Below are 17,693 nucleotides of genomic sequence, written 5' to 3' on the forward strand. Positions count from 1 at the left end.
TTAGTCTCTGGCTTCGGTGTATCGGGTCATGAATTCATCGAGCCAAAATGCGGGATCTTCGCCATGGCGCTCCCTCAGCTCGTCGACAAACCTGACTGTATTCGCGCGACCGGAGAGCACTGCTACATATTCCCGCATCGCAGAAAGATCGAACTCGCAGATGACACTGCCGCTTTCACGCTTGAGAAGGAATTTTCGGCTTCCAATCGCCATATCTTCCCGTATTGCCCGAAACTCATTTTCTGTGCATTTCATCCCGTCCAAGTAAGCTGCCCTGTCAGCGGTCGGAGAGGGGTAAAAAATCTTCGTCATACACTGGGCGACAAGGCTCGCCCCCAGCTTAGATTCTAGTACATGTTCCGGCTGCTGCGTCGCCAGGATTAGCAGGCCGTTGTTCTTGCGCACTGTCAGAAGGAACTTGTCGACCACGGCGGCAAACTGCGGATTGAGAAGATAAGCCCGGAACTCATCACAGCTCATGACGAAACGTCGGCCATCGACCACGGCGCCGACACGGTGGAGCAGATATGCCGCAGCTGGTGCACAAACCTCCTCGTAATCGAGTAGATGAGTCATGTCGAAACCAGTAATCCTGTCACTCAGTTTGACCTCATCGACGTCGCCATCAAAAGCCCAGCCGAGCGCGTTACCCCGGCACCACCGCTCAAGCCTGGCACCCGCTCCGTCCGACGGGCCATGTAGCAAAAATTCGCGAAGACCGGCAATGGAGCGCATTTCTGGCGCATAAGAAAGCTGACGGCGAATGCCTCTTTCAAGCCGACGGTTTTCCTCTGGTAGGATCGAGCCACGCCCGTCGCTTTGGATAAGAGCGGCGATCCATTCGCGCAGAAAATCGCGGGCGGCCGGTGTGTTCTCAAGGCCTCGCAGAGGAGCCAGACCGCTCGGCACGCCACGGCGCAGTGCCAGGTAGGTGCCACCAGTGGCGCGTACCAGAAGCTCCCCGCCACGATCCTTGTCAAAGAAGACGATGGTACCGTTCTTCTCGATCATGCTCTGCTCGAGCATGGCGAGGATATACATCATCAACGTCGTCTTGCCGCGGCCGACAGGGCCGAAGATCGCCGTCATGCCGACGTCGTTTTCGTGAGGAATGTAGTCGAATGGTGTCCCGCCATTCGTCCTGAAGCGGGCAACTGCATTGCCCCAATGACCCGTTTTCGATCCCATCGGGAAATTGTCGAACGAGACAAAGCCTGCAAAATTCTTAGAGGTGATAGCGCCGGGCCGCGTGCGCCAACGCCAGTTGCCCGGCAATTGCGACCAGTAGGCCGCTTCCATGCCTATACCTTCCTGGACTACCACGGCGCCAGCATCGGTTAATCTAGCCCTGGCACGGGCACTACGGTCGGCCAAACTCTTCATGTCGTGTGCATAGACACAGACGCTCAAGTGGTGTGACCCCATAACAAATTCGTTGCTTGCCAGTGCATCTTCGGCATGTGCCAACTCATCAAGCTGGGTGAGCGCCTTGTCGCCCGAACTCATCATCTGGCTAGATTTCAGGGACAGTTTTGCGTGCGCTTGCGCACGCGTGAGAAAACCGAACGTCTGGCTCATCACCAGTGGAAAATCGGTTGATAGCAGCGTGTTAAGCATGCCAGGGCGGGTCTTTGCTGGATATTCGCGAAAGGAGAAGATCGAGCCGACCTGACTGCCGCCGGGAGATCGGATCTCTATTCCGCGCTTCCCACAGATCACGCGATCGGTGTAAAGCGACGCGCCCAGCGATCCGGTGGTGACTGGCACGCGAAGAAATCGGCATGTCATGATGAGGCGTAGCGCTTCACCAATCTCGGTGAAGGCAACGCCATCATGTTCGCGAATGCCGAGGCGACGAACGCCATATGCTTCAAGTGCGCCGGCAATTACATGCCAGAGGTCATCGAGAACGCGGACAAGGGAAGCCAGATCATTGTCCGCCTTCTTGTATTTGCGCACCATCTTGCCGCTTAGTTTGCCTAAAGAATTTCGCGGCGACACAACTAGCGTCAGATATTGATCATTGCGGAACAAGTTACCTTCTAGGACGCGATCCTCGAATGCGTTCTTGAGATTTTCCGCAAAGCTGCTGCGGAATTTTCCCGTAGGTCTCGGCGGCACGTCGTCATGGCGCACGAGATGGGCACAAACTGTGACGTTGTCGTCAGCAATATTGCGGAACAGCGTGTTGAAAGCACGGCAGCGCGCATTGCGGGAGGCCTCGTCTTCCAGTTCGAACACGATACCCGCCACATGCGCCATCGCCATCACTGAACCGTCTTCGAGAAGCACGACCTGGTCACTCAGATGACCGACATATGGCAGATAGATCTCGCCCGATCGCTCGGTTGCTCCGGTTGCTCCCAACATTACAGCATTCCCCGGCCGCGCGGTGGCACCTTGATCGGATAGGGGCTGACCGATGCGCCACCCCAAACGGGGCCATCGACGCTTCGTGCAGCACTCTGGAGAAAAAGCAGAAGCACGCTAGCGGCGTTGTAGTCGCGTTCCACGACCAATTTTGCCGCCAGCCACAAGGGTATAAGCACGAGTTCGTACAGTGGGTTTTGCAAGATGATGATTATGAAGCCCGCCAGCATCAGGAAGGCGCCGGCTAACGAAAGCGGCACCCCAAGAAACAGTGCCGGGCGCGTAGCCGCCAGATACAAGGTCGTTTCTTCGAGCTTCTCGGACATCAGCCACCCGTCAGCGTTTGGCCGAGAAAGCTTGCGCCGAACATGATGACGATGCCACCAACAACACCCGCAACAAGACCGAGCGAAGCGCGACCAAACATCCAGGAAAGGCCGATGGCAACAATGCCGAGAACCGCTAGCGACTGACCGAACGGGCCAAGGATAAAGTCGCAGATATTGTTCAGCATGGCTGCTGGATCTGCACCTTGCGCAGAGGCCGTACGAGTGGAAGCACCCATCCACAGGGCGGTCAGCACCATAGTTAGAGCCTTGATGCGGCGTGGCCCACCCTTCGGCTTAACTTCCGCGCCTGAGACGGCAACAAATTTTGACATTATTCTCTCCATTTACTCAAAAAGGACATGATCGTTTTGCCGGTATGGCGCGCGATCGTCATCACCCGCGGCAGCGTGTCTTTCGGCTTGCCGGCGTGCATAGGATTTCCAGACATCCCAGGTTTCGAGCTCTATCCCCTGCGCCCCGCCAGCCGCCACCGGAACGAGAGAACCAGGGTTAACCGGCCCCATCGGCGTTTCGCCGGCGGTAGGCATCAGCGCCGGAACACTGGCAGCGGAAAAGAACCCGGGCGCGATTTGGGCGGAGCCGAGCGTGCGGATACTGGTCGCGCTGAGCGAGACGATGCCCGCCGCGGCCTCCACCTTATGGACATAACCGTTTTCGAAACCGCGGCGGAGGCTCCCGGTATTATAGGCCGAAATTGCACCGCGAAGGGACCATTGACGCTCCTCAGCCGTTTCCCCGCCATGATAGCGGCTCCCCAGGATGAGGCTGGCGGCTCGCACAGACCGACAAGGATCAAATGCTGTTTCGGCTGTCAGGCCAAGTTTTGAGAAGTTTGCCGAATTGATCTGCATGAGACCGACATCGACCGAATGCTTTTCCTGGAGCAGCGCGTCTACTGTGCCCACCGCCTCTTCGATCGATGAAAAGGATGTGCTTTTTCCGGTCGAGTTGTCATTGATGACCAATGTATGGAGTGAGCTTTCGACCGTCGCGATCGCCATCAGGGTAAACGCATCAACTCCTGGCGCGCATCGTCCAGCCAACGCTAGAAAATCGCTTTTGGACATTTCTCGTGGCGTCGCTCCAAGCGGCATGGCCAATGTCAGTCCGACAATGTAAAGCGCCATGCGCATGGATGATCACTAGCTCCAAAGAAATGATTGCGGACCTTTCTTAATGGGGCAGCGTTACATTAACGTTTTAATAACTAATCGTTTTGATTTCATCTGAAACAATCGACGGCGACAAATGATCTGAAGTTTTGGCTTGCGGGTTTACCATTGGCGAGTCTTGCAAACCATTGTTGGGATCTGGCGAGGCAAACGGCTACTGCTGGCAAGATGAAGGATAAAATCCCTTAAAATTTTACAGATGTAACAATTTGCGGTTTTTGCCCACGCTTTGCGCATGTTAAGATTTTCATGATATTCGCCAAGTTCATCTAGTCGTGAAAGGTAAGCTAGAACATTGTTATTTAATGACTTATTTAAATCACTAGGAATGAGCGCCGGTGCTTTTAAAGGCCTTGTTTCGCTAGTCGCGGCGGCAATGATCACTCTGCTTGCGATCAAGTGCTGGCCATCCGGCTTCGAAAAGCCTGGCATGAGCATGGCTGTTCCTGCAGTCATTTTGTTCATAATAATTATCATGATCTTCTGGGTTCGCCGCAAAGCAGCAGAACTGTCCTCCAGACTCCGGCTTCAAGAAGATGCGCTTGAGAGGTTAGATGCGGCATTTTACTCGCCGGAGGTTGACCGCACTCACGGCAGCAGTATCCCGAACTATAGACCAGCTGCCGCATTTGCTCCGATCGCAACTGTAATGCGGGTTCGACATCTGACACTTACTGTCATCGACAACTCGCAGCAGGCCATCATCGATCATTTCTCTACCAACCCGGCAGACATGTCGTTCTCAGCCGTAGATGCCCTAGAACTCGCAACACGCCAAAATTCAGCGGGCCCCTTCAAGGCCGCTCCAGACCGGCTCGTCTCCCCACGGCAGCGTCAGGTCGAACGGATTAGTTTTGACAACCTCGTTGCGGTCATCACCTACAGGCCGCTCAGCAATTGGATCATGCGCGCACATGATCACGATTTTCTGTTCATGCGCGGAGCAGTCCGGCGGTTCCTGCACAATATTCACGCTGAAAGACAAGACCTTGAGCTCAGGACGACGGTGCATAAGCTCGAACATTCCGAGCGGCTTGCCATCCTAGGGACGGTCACGGCAGGGCTTGCGCACGAGTTCAACAATATTCTGACAGCTATTCAGGGTTTTGCGGATCGAGGTTTGATTTCATTGAGCAAGAAGGCGACCGACATTCAGTTAGAAAACATCCTGGAGTCGACCCAGCGGGCCACAATCATCATTGACCAGATATTGACAATGAGCAGGAAAAGAAACTGTACAACCAAGCCGATCAGTTTGGCCGAGGTAATGAGGGCAAGCGAGGCACTGATCAGAATTTCCGTTCCAAGCCGCATTATGTTGGATATCAGTGTTCTCGACAAAGTAAATATCGATAGCAATCCGGTAGCGATCCAGCAGATGCTAATGAACCTGTGCCGGAACTCCTGGCAGTCCATTGCAAGCTCCGGCAAGATCGAGATCGTCGTTGCCCAGGACGAGGTGAGTGAGTGCAGACGCGTATCGACGGGCGTCATGCCTCCCGGCCGCTATGCCAAAATCTCGGTCGTGGATACCGGTGCTGGCATACCAGAAACCGCCGTCGATAACATCTTCTCGCCATTTTTCACGACAAAAGCCCCGACGGGCGGGACAGGCCTCGGATTGTCGACAGTGCTGCGTCAGGTGACTGCTCTTGGTGGTTTTATTAATGTGTCATCGGTGGTCGGTGCAGGTACGCGCTTCGACATCGCTATACCGCTCAGCACGCGACCGCCAGTCGAGCTTGCTTCATTTTTCAGCGCCGACCACGTCCCCTTAGGCAAGGGTGAAATTGTGGCCATCCTTTGCAGGGATAGAGATGCAAGGGAGATGTACGAGGACAAGATCGCCGCCTTAGGGTATGAGCCTTTCGGTTTCGAAAGCAACGAAAAATACCAATGCTGGTCCGGCGATGGCAATCGTGAGGATGTCGTCCTTGCGGATATTGGCCCCGATTTGGAGATGCAACATTTTCTACGATGCCTGCATCCTGAGAGTGTCGGTCGGCTTATCCTGATCGGCAGTACCGGCTTGAGCGAGCATTTGGGACACGCAGATTATCTGGAAAAACCATTGTCTTCACAGGCTTTGGCTGATGCCTTGTCAAGACGCGTAAATCCGGCCAGCTTTCCAGCACCAGATCCTCTTTGACCGATGCCCGACGAGTCACAATCTTTGATTGCCCGCCAACCTGCGGTTCTTCCATATGATTTGTTCATTTCAAACGTATCAATCAACGTAATCATAATTAAAATCGTGGGTAATCAATCAAAGTGTCCATCAAAGGAGTAAGAACTGCGTTGCGGGTCGTCAAGATTCTCCCCACCTGAGAAGCTGGTGCAGGTTTATCAAGTACTTTGGCCCGCCCGATCTTGTTATGGATCAGGCGGCTGCAGCGTTTAACAGTTGCGAGATAATGAGGCGGCGCTAGCGCGAATCCCGTTGCCGCTCTTCAATGCCCCGCGGGATGGAAGAAGGCTTCTGCTGAGTGTTGACCCATTCCGCGGTTCTCTTGGCGGATAGCTCGTCCACTTTCTCGATGATCTTTGCCGTTGTGTCTTCACTCCAATCGGAGCCATAACGTGTGCTGCCATTCGCGTTCGAGGTATTCGCCCTGCCGTCTAACTGGGCAATTTCGCTAGGGCTGAAATCTGATCCGTAATTGCTGGATGTGTCGCTGCCAGATACGGAGCGAGTTTGCGACGCAATACGGGGGGAACCGGCATCCGACACACTGAGCCCGCTGACGCTGACCATATCCGCATGGTTGGTAGTGCTCTTCGCCTGCACGCCAGGAATGGACGAGACTTGATTGCTGTCTGCGGACAGGCCGTCGTTGGATAGACGGACGCGTTTACCCTCGGCATTGGCGCCATTTTCAACTGCCGTCTCGCCGGCCGTGAATTGTTGCCATTTTCTTTTGTTGTCAGAAGTAGCAGATGCAGTGACGTTTTCGCCCGTTTCCGAGGCGGCGATCCCAGCGCCAATCCGCGGACGTTTGTTGTCACGATCAAGGCTAGCAGCTGTATTATTACCCTTCGATAACTCGCTCGCCGCAAAGGTTTGCCAGTCTCGCTTTTTGCTCTGCCCCGAAGACGGTATCGTCTCAGCCCCTGGCCCAGCGGCGGCGGTGACCGGCGCTGCCTTGCTGCGAACCGGTAAAACCAACCGAGACGTGGAGGATGATACGTCTTTTTCCTGTGGAGAAGCGGCACCATCACGTTGGTCCCTTTTTCTCTTCTTGCTCTCTACCATTTGAAACACCTATTTTTACATGATCCCATCGCCCAAAAAGCGCCGCCCTCCGACATTTTCGGTTGGCGAATTATGCGGTTAAGGCCTTTGCACATTAACGAACCGGCGTTGCGGCGCGAATTCGATTTCTCTCAGTCGGGTTTCATCTGCAATAGACGTGCTCCTTCAGAAACGGCTGCTGCGTTTCTTCTGCAGAGCGATGATCTGATCCAGTAGTGCCCTTTGGGCGATCGCGGCCGGATTGTCATTTTCAACTTCATCGTCGGGTTCAGGAGCAGACAAATCCTGTCCGTTCCCTATGTCGGATGTCTCGTAGTCGGACTGATGAGCAACTGGCGCTGACAATACCTCCTCGCTTTCCGCCCTCATCGGTCTCGTTACGCTCGGAGAAGCGGTGGCAGATGTCGGCAGCGAGACGACGACATCTGTCGCATCAGCCGACGGACTGGAAGGGATAGGCTCCGGCAATGGTCCAGCCTGGCTCAGGAAAATCCTTTTCAGCCTCCGGTCGGCATAATATTTTACTTTCGGCATCAGGACCGGAGGCTGACCCTTGATCAGCACGACCTGCGTATCGTCGTCGAGCAGCCTGACCTGCTCCGGGCGCAATAGAGGCGCTCCCTGTTCGGAATGCTGGACGTTGGTGTCGAACAACTTGCTTTGCTGATAGGAGGTCGAACGGGCGCGATATGTGTAGTCGCCGATTGCTTTCGAGATATAATTCGGAGTCTCGTCATCGCCCGTCGCCATGAACACCTGAATGCCCGCATTGCCGAGAAAATTCTGCTTACCTGTCTCCTCATAGGCACCGGTGAGGGCGGAAAGGCTCTGTACGATGATCATGAATCGTCCACGGTAGCCCGCTATCGTGGTGATCGCCGTGCTGATCGTTTCCAGCTTGCCCAGATGTTTGAATTCATCCATCAGGAAGAGCACGTCGTTTACCTCGTCGCGTACAGGCAGCGATCGCTGCAACACCGACACGATCTGCTGAAAAATCAGCCGCATCAGAGGCGACAGGATTTCAAGATCGTTCGGGTTGACGCACAGATAAATGCAGGACGGGCTTCGTCTTAAAGTGTAGATCGAGAAATCGGACCGGCTCGTTGCGTAACGCACAAGCGGATCGGCCCAAAGATTGAGCCCTCCGTCTCCCAAAACGGAAGTGTAGGAGGTGAGTATCTTTGTGTCGTTTCCGGCCATGTTATCGAAGATCCGTTGCGCCTCGATGTTCTTGGTTTCCTCGGCTAGGCGAGCAAACAGCTTGTACTTCTCGCCCGGCTGCGAAAACAGCTGATAGACGGCACCGATTGTCGGTGTTCCTTGCTCTATACAGGCAAGCACGCCTGCCACGAAAAGATCGCGTGCGCCAGCCAAAAAGCTCTCCGCGCTTTTGCTCTTTGCGGAAATAAGGTTGGCTGCCAACCGGCGCGCTTCCGTGAAATGCCGGTCCGGCGGCATTGCGATAATATCGAGCACCGGATTGTAGCAATGAGTGCGTCTATCCGGATCGAGCGGCGCAAACTTGAAGATAGCGTTGCCTCGGTCGCGGCGCGCGCGCGACGTAAGCTCGAACAGTTCTCCCTTCACGTCCAGCGCGATGACCGACCCCTTGAAAGTCAGAAGCGTGGGAATGACGATACCTACACCCTTCCCCGCGCGCGTAGGTGCAACGACAAGGGAATGCGGCTGCGGGCCATTGGTGAGATACCGCCCGTACCAGAAGGGTGATGTGGTCTTTCCGAAGATCGGACCGGTGATCTGGCTAAACCGCCGGATATAACCTGCACGAGCCAAACTCTCAAATGAGGACCAGCGGGCGGTGCCATGATGTTCGCGATTGCGCAACTTTAAGCTCAGTTGTATCAGCATGACGAGCGCGACAGTGCTTGTCACCACAATGAGGCAGATCACGAACTCTCGAGCGACGTAACCAAGATGCATTGGGGTCACATACCAGAAGGCAAAAACGTTAAAATTGACGAGGTCGTCGCCGCTAAACCCATGGCGAAAGGTCACATAGGCACTTGCGGCCAAAAGTCCAGTCACGAAAGCGACGATCAGACTAGCACCTAGTCCCGGCTTACCGTTGTTCGACATGGCCAAAATACCTCATTTTTATCCTCAGCCAGCCGTATTCGCTCATCAATTACATCTCTCGCCCATCGCGATCACCGCGTTTTCCCGTCTTTTCCGGTCGGTCATGCTGGCGCAAGCTCCGCTCGACAAGCTGTTGCCGGCGACGTTTTCGCCTCTCGCGTTCCTCGCGGTCCTCGCGGTCTATCTGCTGGGGACTAACGGGGGGCAGCTTTTCGCGTGTAGGCGGAGGTTCTATAATTGCCGAAGTCTCGCGGGAGGCAGTTGGTGGCGGATTGGGGGACAACACCCGCGACGCAACTCCGACCGATGCCTCTCGCCCGGAGAGAGCGGAAGAAGATGGCGTAAGCGATCGACTCTGGCTGAAATCACTTGCTTCCGGGGAGGACGAGCCCGCGTGGTGGAGATCGGGAACAACGGAGACATTGCGCATCCTGCGGCGATGTTCCGCGAAGGTGATAGGACGCTCGATGATGTTGCGTTCAGCACGCGACGAAGCGTTGAGCGGGAAGTTAAAGTCATAGGAGATTTCCGCCATCACCTTGCGAAGCGTTTCCCATTTGATCGCTTCACGAGAGCCGGATATCTTCAATCGCCTACCCGACATTGGCTGCCTGTTGACGACGATATGCACATGGGGGTGCTTCTTGTTCAGATGCAGGACGGTGAAATAATTGTATTCCCCTCCATGTTTTTGCTGCATTCCGAACATTTCCTCCGCCCAGGCCCGCCCGGCATCCTCGGCGAGACGACGGTCGAATTTTTCCGGAAAACTGACGACGATGTGGGTAGTTAGGTCCTGATCGCGTCTGGGGTTATTATCGTCTCCAAGATCGAGCCCACTTTCGGCAATCCATCTCTTTGACTCCGCCAGAAGTTCTGATCGCTTGATTTCGTCTTTCTGGTGGCGCTCAGAACGGTATATCTTTGGATACTCGGTGTGCGTTTCCACGAACTGACCATTGATATTCTCAAGAACTGACCGTTTCTTCGTAAGGTATTTCAATTGATCATAAAGAGCCCCGGAGGTCTTGCAGCCGCCGCCAGGGATGACCCTCACAATGACTTGATAATTCGATGTCATGAGATTGTATTCACAGGCCGGCGACTTCCTTGAGCAGAGTGCGGCCATCGATTCTTCGGCGTGAGACGTTGAGAATGGTGCGCAAAAGACTGTCCAACTCTGCAAAGGACCGGCCGAAGTGTGCTCGCTCAGTTTTAAGCGCCTCTAGATCCGCTCCACCGGCACTAAATGTGCGGGACAGTTCAGACAGCTTCGTTGCCGTTGCTACGATGGCAGCATTAGTTTCCTCGAGCTTTACCCGCGTTTCCGCTTCAATTTCTAGAAAACCGGCTGCGCGCCGGATCATTGCGCGCATCGCCATGCTGTTTGAGAGGCCTAGACTGGAAGCCTGGCGCGAAAATTCCTCGAACTCCGACAGCCGAAGCCGTACGCTCACGACCGTGAAGCGTTCTTGATCTCCATGGCACTTCTGGTCTTTCACCGCTCCCCAAGGAAGATGTGGCTGCGCGCCCTCATCCATAAATCATCTCCAACTGCGACCCGGGGATCCGAGCAAAAACGATGTTAAAATAGACATGCAGTCAAGTACATCAATATATCTTTTGTTAATGCAATGTATAAATCATTTCATCTGACATAAAACCGACAAAAAATCGAAACCATTTAATTTTTTTTTCGCTTCAATTTAAAAACGTACAAATATACATTCATGCTAACTTCAAACTATCCAAAGCGAATATTGCATATGAAATTGATAACGTGCTGCTCTTTCAAAGGAGGCGCCGGCAAGACTACGGCACTGATGGGATTATGTGCGGCCTTTGCCAGGTCTGGCCGGCGGGTTGCACTTTTCGAAGCCGACGAAAACCGACCTCTCTCCCGTTGGCGCGATAACTCTGAGCAAAAAGGCAGTTGGGATCCGCTCTGCGAAGTGTTCGAGGCGGACGAGATGGCACTGCTAGAAGAGGCTTATGAGGTCGCGGAGCGCGAGGGGTTCGATTTCGCACTCGCCGACACCCATGGCGGCTCGAGCGAGCTGAATAACACAATCATTGCCAGCTCGAACTTTCTTTTGATCCCGACCATGCTGACTCCACTCGATGTCGACGAAGCATTGGCAACCTATCGCTACGTCATCGAATTGCTGATGAACGAAAATCTGTCGATCCCCACGGCGATCCTACGCCAGCGCGTGCCTGTAGGTCGCCTGACCTCCTCGCAGCGCGCCATGGCCGAGATGCTGGAGGCACTCCCGCTGATCGAGCCTCCAATGCACGAGCGGGACGCCTTCGCTGCCATGAAAGAAAGAGGCATGCTACACCTCACGCTCGACAATATCGGGCAGGACCCCATGATGCGCCTCATAGCGCGCAATCTCCAGACGGCGATGGATGAACTAAGCTTGCTCGCCGAAACGGTCGAACGCGCTGTGGTGGTCTGAATGGTTATCCGCAAGCCAAGCATATCCGTCAACGAAGCACGTCTTCGGTCCTCGATACATAATAATGGATCTTCCGATTGTCCGCGGCACGCAGACGCGATCCGGTCAGACACGGCCAAATCGGAACTAGCAGCAAAGCCTATGATGCAGGCTCGTCAGCATTCTCAGCCCCAAAACGAAGCGCCCTCGTATGAAAAACGGCCTCGTCGTCCTGTTTCGCCTGGTCTAGATGCAGACAGAACGGTCGATGCACTGACACCGCAATCATCGACGATCAAAACCCAGATATTCTTGCTCGCATATCCGCCGGCACCGGGCGTATCCTCCATTTTCGATTCGTTGCGCAGGCAATATCCGCCTTCCAAATCGCTGCAGATGATCCTTCGCCGGGCTTTTGATGATTACGAAACCATGATCGAATGCGGTACGTTCCGAACTGCACCGTCAAGCTACGAGATCCTAAGAGACTCCCGAAGATCGCCGCCGGTGCAGACATCCCGCATGGTCGCAACCGAGATTGTTTCCCTAGCTCGCTCGCATTTCGACCCGATGGCGATGGAAACTTCGCGCGCATTCGGCTTGAAATTGGCAACCGCCGCACTTGCTACGTTTTTTGCGGTAGAGCCGTGAAAGTCGAGAATCTGCATCGCACTATAAACGTACGTCGTTTCGACCGCCGTACGAACTGTCGTGGACTTTAGCCTTAGTCGATCCGACTGATCTATTTCAACGCCCCGGATACCTCGATCTATCCCTTGATCGTGATATCTCCTCGCGTTCCGACGAGCCGGTTCGCTCGGAGGCGCGCGTCTCCCCACTTCGGTTTGACGTCCGAGCAAGCTCCGTTAGCTTGGTCTCATCCCTCACTGCATCAGCAAGCGCCATGGATCCAGCAGGCAATAACCCTAGTTGGTATTTCTCCTGTGGCGCTAAGCCTTGCGTCCAGCTTGGTTCGAAACCAAGGCGATACAATTCGCGCTCAGATAACTTGCCAGACTGGTAAGTATTCAGTCGAATGTAGGCTGGCCTCTTTTCGATATCGGTCAGTAGGCATAGATTTGACGGCCTTGGCACCGATATCCTTCCAATACTGGCAAGCCGCACCGCCTCATTCTCATTGAGGAGCAAGGGCGCACCAAGCCGCGCGTTAGACACGAGGTCCGCCGAGAGTCTCGCCTTTTGGGCGAGATTTTGAGCGAGATTCGTGAACCCAGTGGGTTTTTGAGAGAGCTCTATATGCTTGCTGGTCAGCTCTTCCTTTTCTTCGGGATTCATGAGCGCATAATTTCTAGAAAACAAAGGCCGAGGGCTGTCCGGCTGGTTTTGTCCGGTGCTAAATCGCTCAGGAACCACGGTACCAAAGCCAAGGAATTTGAGCTCCAAAGAGCTGAGCCGCGAAAAATTATCTTTCGTGAGTCCAGCATAAACTGGCTTCCCCCCTTCTTTCCCCAACAGAACAAAAGCCTTGCTCATCGGGACCATTTGGTATTCGCCGTGTCTCATGTCGTAGTGGTCAGCCGCAATAACGAAGGGTCGGCGATCGGGCGATGCGACAGACCCGTAGATGTTGCTTTCCCTCCCGCCCTGACGCCTTATGTTGTACGCGAGCACTTTTGAAAGACCAACTCTTTCAAGGACACGCCCGTGAAAATCCAGATCCACCTTAAGGTTGTGGCTGTAAACGCCGAGGTCGTGCCTCGGCGGAACCTGCGACCAATGAGCCGGAGGATCCTTCTCCTTTTTTCCATAGGCAGATACTGGCGGAAACGATGGCCTCGGGGGAAGCGGGGTTTTTTCTAGTATCTGTCTGCCACCAATCTTCCGACTATTGACCCGAAAGCTTTCTGACGGGGCCGCTTGCGGCATGAAGAGCTCCAACTCGCTCTCTTGCGATCCGGAGCTAGCATGTCCTTCAATTCTGGGAATATCGGCTTGCAGGTCCATTAATCGCCGCCGCTTCGCGTGCACCGGGCTCGCATCATCTTCCAGGCCCCGCTTTGCCGACCGCACTACTCCATTGCCACTGAACTCTCTTCGCATTTCATCCGGCATATTCCGTCTCCGCACTTCAGCCTCTCGCTTGCTGCGAATGGAAGATGGAAAGCCAGGCTGTGACAATTGAAATCGGCCTGCAAGTGAAGCATTGTTCGGCTAGTTGATGGCAACTGACATATTGAGCCCTAGAAAGCATGTCGCAGTCTCGTCTTTCCTGTCTCAACGTCCTTACCTGATCTGAATATACGGTAACCAAGTTTCCAATCATGGCTGTACGGTTACAGTTGTAACGGCAAAGCGCCTGCAGGGTGGTTTTATGTCATACAAATATAACTGGCTACAAATTATATTAAATTTGGGCGAGCGCCCGATCTAAACCTCAGCAGTATTAAGTCTCGCGATAACGAAGTGGCAAGCGCCGTAAGCTGCATGCCACTGGAAGGATTATTAAGTGAAGCACGTACTCGTTATTGATGATGATCCAGCAATTCGAAACCTTATCAGCCATAACTTATCGATACATGCGATGAGAGTAACATCTGTATGCGACAGTAAACAGATGCATAGGGTTCTTAGCGCCGAGTCAATCGACGTGGTTGTTGTCGATTTGAATCTAGGACATGAAGACGGCCTCGATATTGTCAGAAACCTCTCGGCCCGCACAGATGTTCCTGTAATTATCATCAGCGGCGACAGGCTGGAAGAAGCGGACAAAGTAATCGGTCTCGAACTTGGAGCAGTCGATTACATCGCGAAGCCTTTTGGCGCGCGCGAATTTCTAGCCCGCATCAAAGTTGCCCTGCGGGGACGAGCGCGCATGAGCCCGAAAACTAAAGACCGAAGGTTTTTCTCATTCGCGGATTATTCGTTGAACCTGAAACAGCGGCGATTGCTTGCGTCCAGTGGTGCGGAAATAAAACTTACGGCAAGCGAGTTCAATCTGCTGGTCGCCTTCTTGGAAAAGCCCAAGGATGTCCTGTCACGCGAGGATCTGCTGTCGGCCAGCCGGGTCCATGAAGAAGAAGTCTACGACAGGAGCATTGATGTCCTGATCCTTCGGCTGCGCCGGAAGCTTGAACTCGATCCCTCCAACCCGCGTCTTATCTGTACCGCAAGAGGAGCTGGATATTATTTCGACGTCGATGTCGAAGTCTCCTACGGACGGATAGCGGCGTAATCAGCGGGGTGGAACGAGTCCGAGGCTGGAAATGCGCGCCTCTTTGGAAATCTTTAGCTTGGACGCGGTTCCAGCGTTTAACTCTAGAACGTATTGAATGTCATCGCCGTAGGAAATTAATTCCTCGGAGTAGGGCTGAGTGTCACGTTGTATGAACTTCACATTGCCGTCGACGTCGGCAAAGATCATATCCAGCGCCAAAGGAGTGTTTTTCATCCACATGCTGACTTTTTGAGGTTTTGCCAGAACGAAGAGCATTCCTGAGCGATCGTCCATGCTTTCTCGAAACATCAGGCCTCGGGCAATCTGCTCCGCGGAAGTTGCGACTTCCACCGAAAACGTCGTATGCACTTCCCTCTGCGTCACCACGAGTGAAGCCGTCGGGAAATGCACCGTATCGTCTGCCGTAACGTATCCGAACATCCGCAGCATGCACAGTACGGACACTCCGGCAGCTATGACGAGTGAAAATAGGCTCCCTTTTGCCGGCCTACGCAACCGCATATTTTGCGCTCCAAGTTGGTGTTGGAAAGACCTATAGGATTTGGCAATGATGATACTATTTCAGTCGGTCAGATTGCGGTTACAAACTTCATCGGCCGGCCTAGGCTCAAATGTGCTATCTGGTTTGCTCAATAGCGTCCCGTATCTCGACTTATCGATGAAGGACAGTAACTCCCTGAACCGCCCCGGCTTGGCCGGAGACCGTTTGGTTTAAGTTACGCGGCCATGGCTGGTGCGTCCAGCATGGCATAGTATTGTTCTTAGGCCTCGGCAGGCGGAATGTTTCCTATGGGCTCCAGAAGGCGGCGGTTGTTGAACCAGTCGACCCATTCGAGCGTGGCGAACTCCACGGCTTCAAAGCTTCGCCACGGTCCCCGTCGATGGATGACCTCGGCCTTGTAAAGACCGTTTATCGTTTCGGCGAGAGCGTTGTCGTAACTGTCGCCAACGCTTCCGACAGAAGGCTCGATGCCTGCTTCCGCCAGCCGTTCGGAATAGCGAATGGACACGTATTGCGAGCCTCGGTCGGAGTGATGAACCAGACCGCCACGTTTGACGGGCCGCCGATCATGAAGCGCCTGGTCGAGGGCATCGAGCACAAAGCCCGCATGGGCCGTTCGGCTTGCCCGCCAACCGACGATGCGACGAGCGAAGGCATCAATGACAAAGGCCACGTAAACGAAGCCTTGCCAGGTCGCGACATAGGTGAAATCGGATAACCACAGCATGTTCGGCGCAGGAGCCTTGAAGTGGCGGTTGACGCGGTCGAGCGGACACGGGGCAGACTTGTCCGATATAGTGGTTTTGATCGGCTTGCCACGAATGATGCCTTCAAGCCCCATCATTCTCATGAGCCTTGCGACGGTGCAGCGGGCGATGTCGAAGCCTTCTCGCTGCAACTGTCGCCACACTTTCCGCACGCCATAGACCTGGAAGTTCCCATTAAACACCCGGCGTATCTCGACTTTCATGGCAATATCATTCCGTTCGCGGGCCGATAGGCGACCCACGTCCGTTCGCTTGGCGACGACCTCATAATAAGTGGACGGGGCGATCGGCAGCAGCCTGCAGATCGGCTCGACCGCGAGCACCGAGCGGTGTTCGTCGATGAAGGAAATCATCGCTTCAGTGGGCGGTCGAGCTCCGCCTCCCTGCCCGACAGGCGAATGCTTGCATTCGCCGAAAGCGGGCAAAATAAGCAGACGCCTTGCGCAGAATCTCATTTGCCTGACGAAGCTCGCGGTTCTCCCGCTCCAGAGCCTTCATCTTCTCGGCAAACCTGCACGCCTGCCGCTGTCGACCTCGGCCTTCTTAACCCATTCATGGAGGGTGTGTGCCGAGCAGCCGATTTTGGCCGCTATCGATGATACCGCCGCCCAACGGGAAGGATGTTCAGCTTCATGTTCCGCCACCATCCGAACGGCGCGGGCGCGGACTTCAGGAGAAATTTGTTCGTCGTTTTGCTTGGCCGGAGACCCCTACTTCTCACAAGTTGGGGTCTCCGGCCAAGCCGGGGCGGTTCACAGCTTTCCTTCACCAGACGCTTAACTTCTTCAGTATTGCATTCCATCGCCTTGCGGTTTGCNCGCTTTATTCCTCCAGTGCGCCTACACCATCAATGGACGATTGACTGAGAGAGCAAGAGCAAAGCGTAGCGCTTTATTCTGAAAGATCGGTTGGTTCAATCTGAAGGTAAAAATGTGCACGTTTTCGACCAGCGTTCGCGCGTTTCGAGATCAGCAAACCAGTCGGTGAGCGCCGTGACCAAAATAGTTGCGACGGATTAGTGTGTCGAAAACATGATTGACCATCCTGGGCGGTATTGTGGTTAAATCGAGCGCAGCAATGCCAGCCCCGACCAAGCGATAAGGATTCACCATCGGTCCTCTTCTAGACTTGAGCAAATTTTTCGAACCATCGTAAGGGGATTGAGAGACAGACCTTCTCAGCAGTTTTTCCGGGACCTGATCAATATCGATCTAGTGCCAACGTCGCTAATTTTCGCCGTGAACGACATCCTTGACTCGGCGAATTTCGTGTCCCTGCGACCAGACAGTTACCCAGCTCGAAACGTCGATCATTCCTTCCAGCCGCTGGAACTAAGTATAAGCTTGTCCCCGTTGAACTTCATCAACGCCCAACTCTTTAATAGAATGCACAAACCCACAAACATACGATTTTTCGATCATAGACTTGAACGACGTACCAAACGAACCCATGACCTTGTGAACGAATATTTTTTACAGCACTATATATCCTGACAAGCGCTTGGCGGGCTTGGCGGGCTTGGCGGGCTTGGCGGGCTTGGCG

15 protein-coding genes, 1 pseudogene and 1 other annotated feature are annotated in these 17,693 nt (G+C 54.1%); of the genes and pseudogenes, 4 read left to right on the top strand and 12 right to left on the bottom strand.

The window, feature by feature from the left end:
• The 5 genes from IFT53_RS22990 to IFT53_RS23010 all read right to left on the bottom strand — a co-directional run bounded on the left by IFT53_RS22990 (position 1) and on the right by IFT53_RS23010 (position 4,357).
• Positions 1-2,370, bottom strand: a complete 2,370-nt coding sequence (locus IFT53_RS22990; RefSeq protein ID WP_192068300.1) for a VirB4 family type IV secretion/conjugal transfer ATPase — start codon at positions 2,368-2,370, stop codon at positions 1-3.
• A complete protein-coding gene (locus tag IFT53_RS22995) occupies positions 2,370-2,696 on the bottom strand; it encodes a type IV secretion system protein VirB3 (RefSeq protein ID WP_192068302.1) in 327 nt (108 codons plus the stop codon). The genes IFT53_RS22990 and IFT53_RS22995 overlap by 1 nt, the downstream gene beginning before the upstream one ends.
• Entirely contained in the window at positions 2,696-3,031 is a 336-nt protein-coding gene (gene virB2, locus IFT53_RS23000) for a pilin major subunit VirB2 (protein WP_192068304.1), read from the bottom strand. The genes IFT53_RS22995 and virB2 overlap by 1 nt, the downstream gene beginning before the upstream one ends.
• A gap of 12 nt (positions 3,032-3,043) precedes the next feature.
• Positions 3,044-3,853: a transglycosylase SLT domain-containing protein gene (locus IFT53_RS23005; RefSeq protein WP_192068306.1), complete on the bottom strand. Its 810-nt coding sequence runs from the start codon at positions 3,851-3,853 to the stop codon at positions 3,044-3,046.
• 141 nt (positions 3,854-3,994) lie between these two features.
• Complete coding sequence (locus IFT53_RS23010; RefSeq protein ID WP_192068307.1) at positions 3,995-4,357, bottom strand: hypothetical protein; 363 nt, start codon at positions 4,355-4,357, stop codon at positions 3,995-3,997.
• 10 nt (positions 4,358-4,367) lie between these two features.
• Between IFT53_RS23010 and IFT53_RS23015 the strand changes: the two genes are divergently transcribed.
• A complete protein-coding gene (locus IFT53_RS23015; protein WP_192096969.1) occupies positions 4,368-6,041 on the top strand; it encodes an ATP-binding protein in 1,674 nt (557 codons plus the stop codon).
• A 276-nt stretch (positions 6,042-6,317) separates the two neighbouring features.
• Here IFT53_RS23015 and IFT53_RS23020 read toward each other — a convergent pair whose 3' ends face one another.
• The 4 genes from IFT53_RS23020 to IFT53_RS23035 all read right to left on the bottom strand — a co-directional run bounded on the left by IFT53_RS23020 (position 6,318) and on the right by IFT53_RS23035 (position 10,786).
• Positions 6,318-7,145, bottom strand: a complete 828-nt coding sequence (locus IFT53_RS23020) for a hypothetical protein (RefSeq protein ID WP_192068311.1) — start codon at positions 7,143-7,145, stop codon at positions 6,318-6,320.
• 165 nt (positions 7,146-7,310) lie between these two features.
• Positions 7,311-9,245, bottom strand: a complete 1,935-nt coding sequence (gene virD4, locus IFT53_RS23025) for a type IV secretion system ATPase VirD4 (protein WP_192068313.1) — start codon at positions 9,243-9,245, stop codon at positions 7,311-7,313.
• A 49-nt stretch (positions 9,246-9,294) separates the two neighbouring features.
• Entirely contained in the window at positions 9,295-10,374 is a 1,080-nt protein-coding gene (locus IFT53_RS23030) for a relaxase/mobilization nuclease domain-containing protein (RefSeq protein ID WP_192068323.1), read from the bottom strand.
• Positions 10,337-10,786: a DNA mobilization endonuclease VirD1/MobC family subunit gene (locus IFT53_RS23035; RefSeq protein WP_192068325.1), complete on the bottom strand. Its 450-nt coding sequence runs from the start codon at positions 10,784-10,786 to the stop codon at positions 10,337-10,339. The genes IFT53_RS23030 and IFT53_RS23035 overlap by 38 nt, the downstream gene beginning before the upstream one ends.
• 225 nt (positions 10,787-11,011) lie before the next feature.
• Between IFT53_RS23035 and IFT53_RS23040 the strand changes: the two genes are divergently transcribed.
• Together IFT53_RS23040 and IFT53_RS23045 are read left to right on the top strand one after the other, a co-directional pair.
• The gene (locus tag IFT53_RS23040; RefSeq protein WP_192068326.1) at positions 11,012-11,707 is read left to right on the top strand and encodes a conjugal transfer ATPase VirC1; all 696 of its coding nucleotides are present in this window, start codon (positions 11,012-11,014) and stop codon (positions 11,705-11,707) included.
• Positions 11,708-12,337, top strand: a complete 630-nt coding sequence (locus IFT53_RS23045) for a VirC2 family conjugal transfer protein (protein WP_192068328.1) — start codon at positions 11,708-11,710, stop codon at positions 12,335-12,337.
• A 96-nt stretch (positions 12,338-12,433) separates the two neighbouring features.
• On the opposite strand, the gene IFT53_RS23050 is transcribed toward IFT53_RS23045, so the two are convergent.
• Positions 12,434-13,759, bottom strand: a complete 1,326-nt coding sequence (locus IFT53_RS23050; protein ID WP_192068330.1) for a hypothetical protein — start codon at positions 13,757-13,759, stop codon at positions 12,434-12,436.
• 394 nt (positions 13,760-14,153) lie between these two features.
• Between IFT53_RS23050 and IFT53_RS23055 the strand changes: the two genes are divergently transcribed.
• Positions 14,154-14,879, top strand: a complete 726-nt coding sequence (locus IFT53_RS23055; RefSeq protein ID WP_192068332.1) for a response regulator — start codon at positions 14,154-14,156, stop codon at positions 14,877-14,879.
• Here IFT53_RS23055 and IFT53_RS23060 read toward each other — a convergent pair whose 3' ends face one another.
• Together IFT53_RS23060 and IFT53_RS23065 are read right to left on the bottom strand one after the other, a co-directional pair.
• Positions 14,880-15,302: a DUF192 domain-containing protein gene (locus IFT53_RS23060; RefSeq protein ID WP_192068339.1), complete on the bottom strand. Its 423-nt coding sequence runs from the start codon at positions 15,300-15,302 to the stop codon at positions 14,880-14,882.
• Between the two features lie 341 nt (positions 15,303-15,643).
• Positions 15,644-16,798: pseudogene (locus IFT53_RS23065) on the bottom strand (IS3 family transposase).
• Positions 16,430-16,548 (bottom strand) — a sequence feature (AL1L pseudoknot). Its footprint overlaps the pseudogene before it by 119 nt.
• Positions 16,799-17,693 lie beyond the last annotated feature (895 nt).

It is taken from the genome of Rhizobium sp. CFBP 13644 (assembly GCF_014842165.1).
GTDB lineage: Bacteria > Pseudomonadota > Alphaproteobacteria > Rhizobiales > Rhizobiaceae > Agrobacterium > Agrobacterium tumefaciens_C.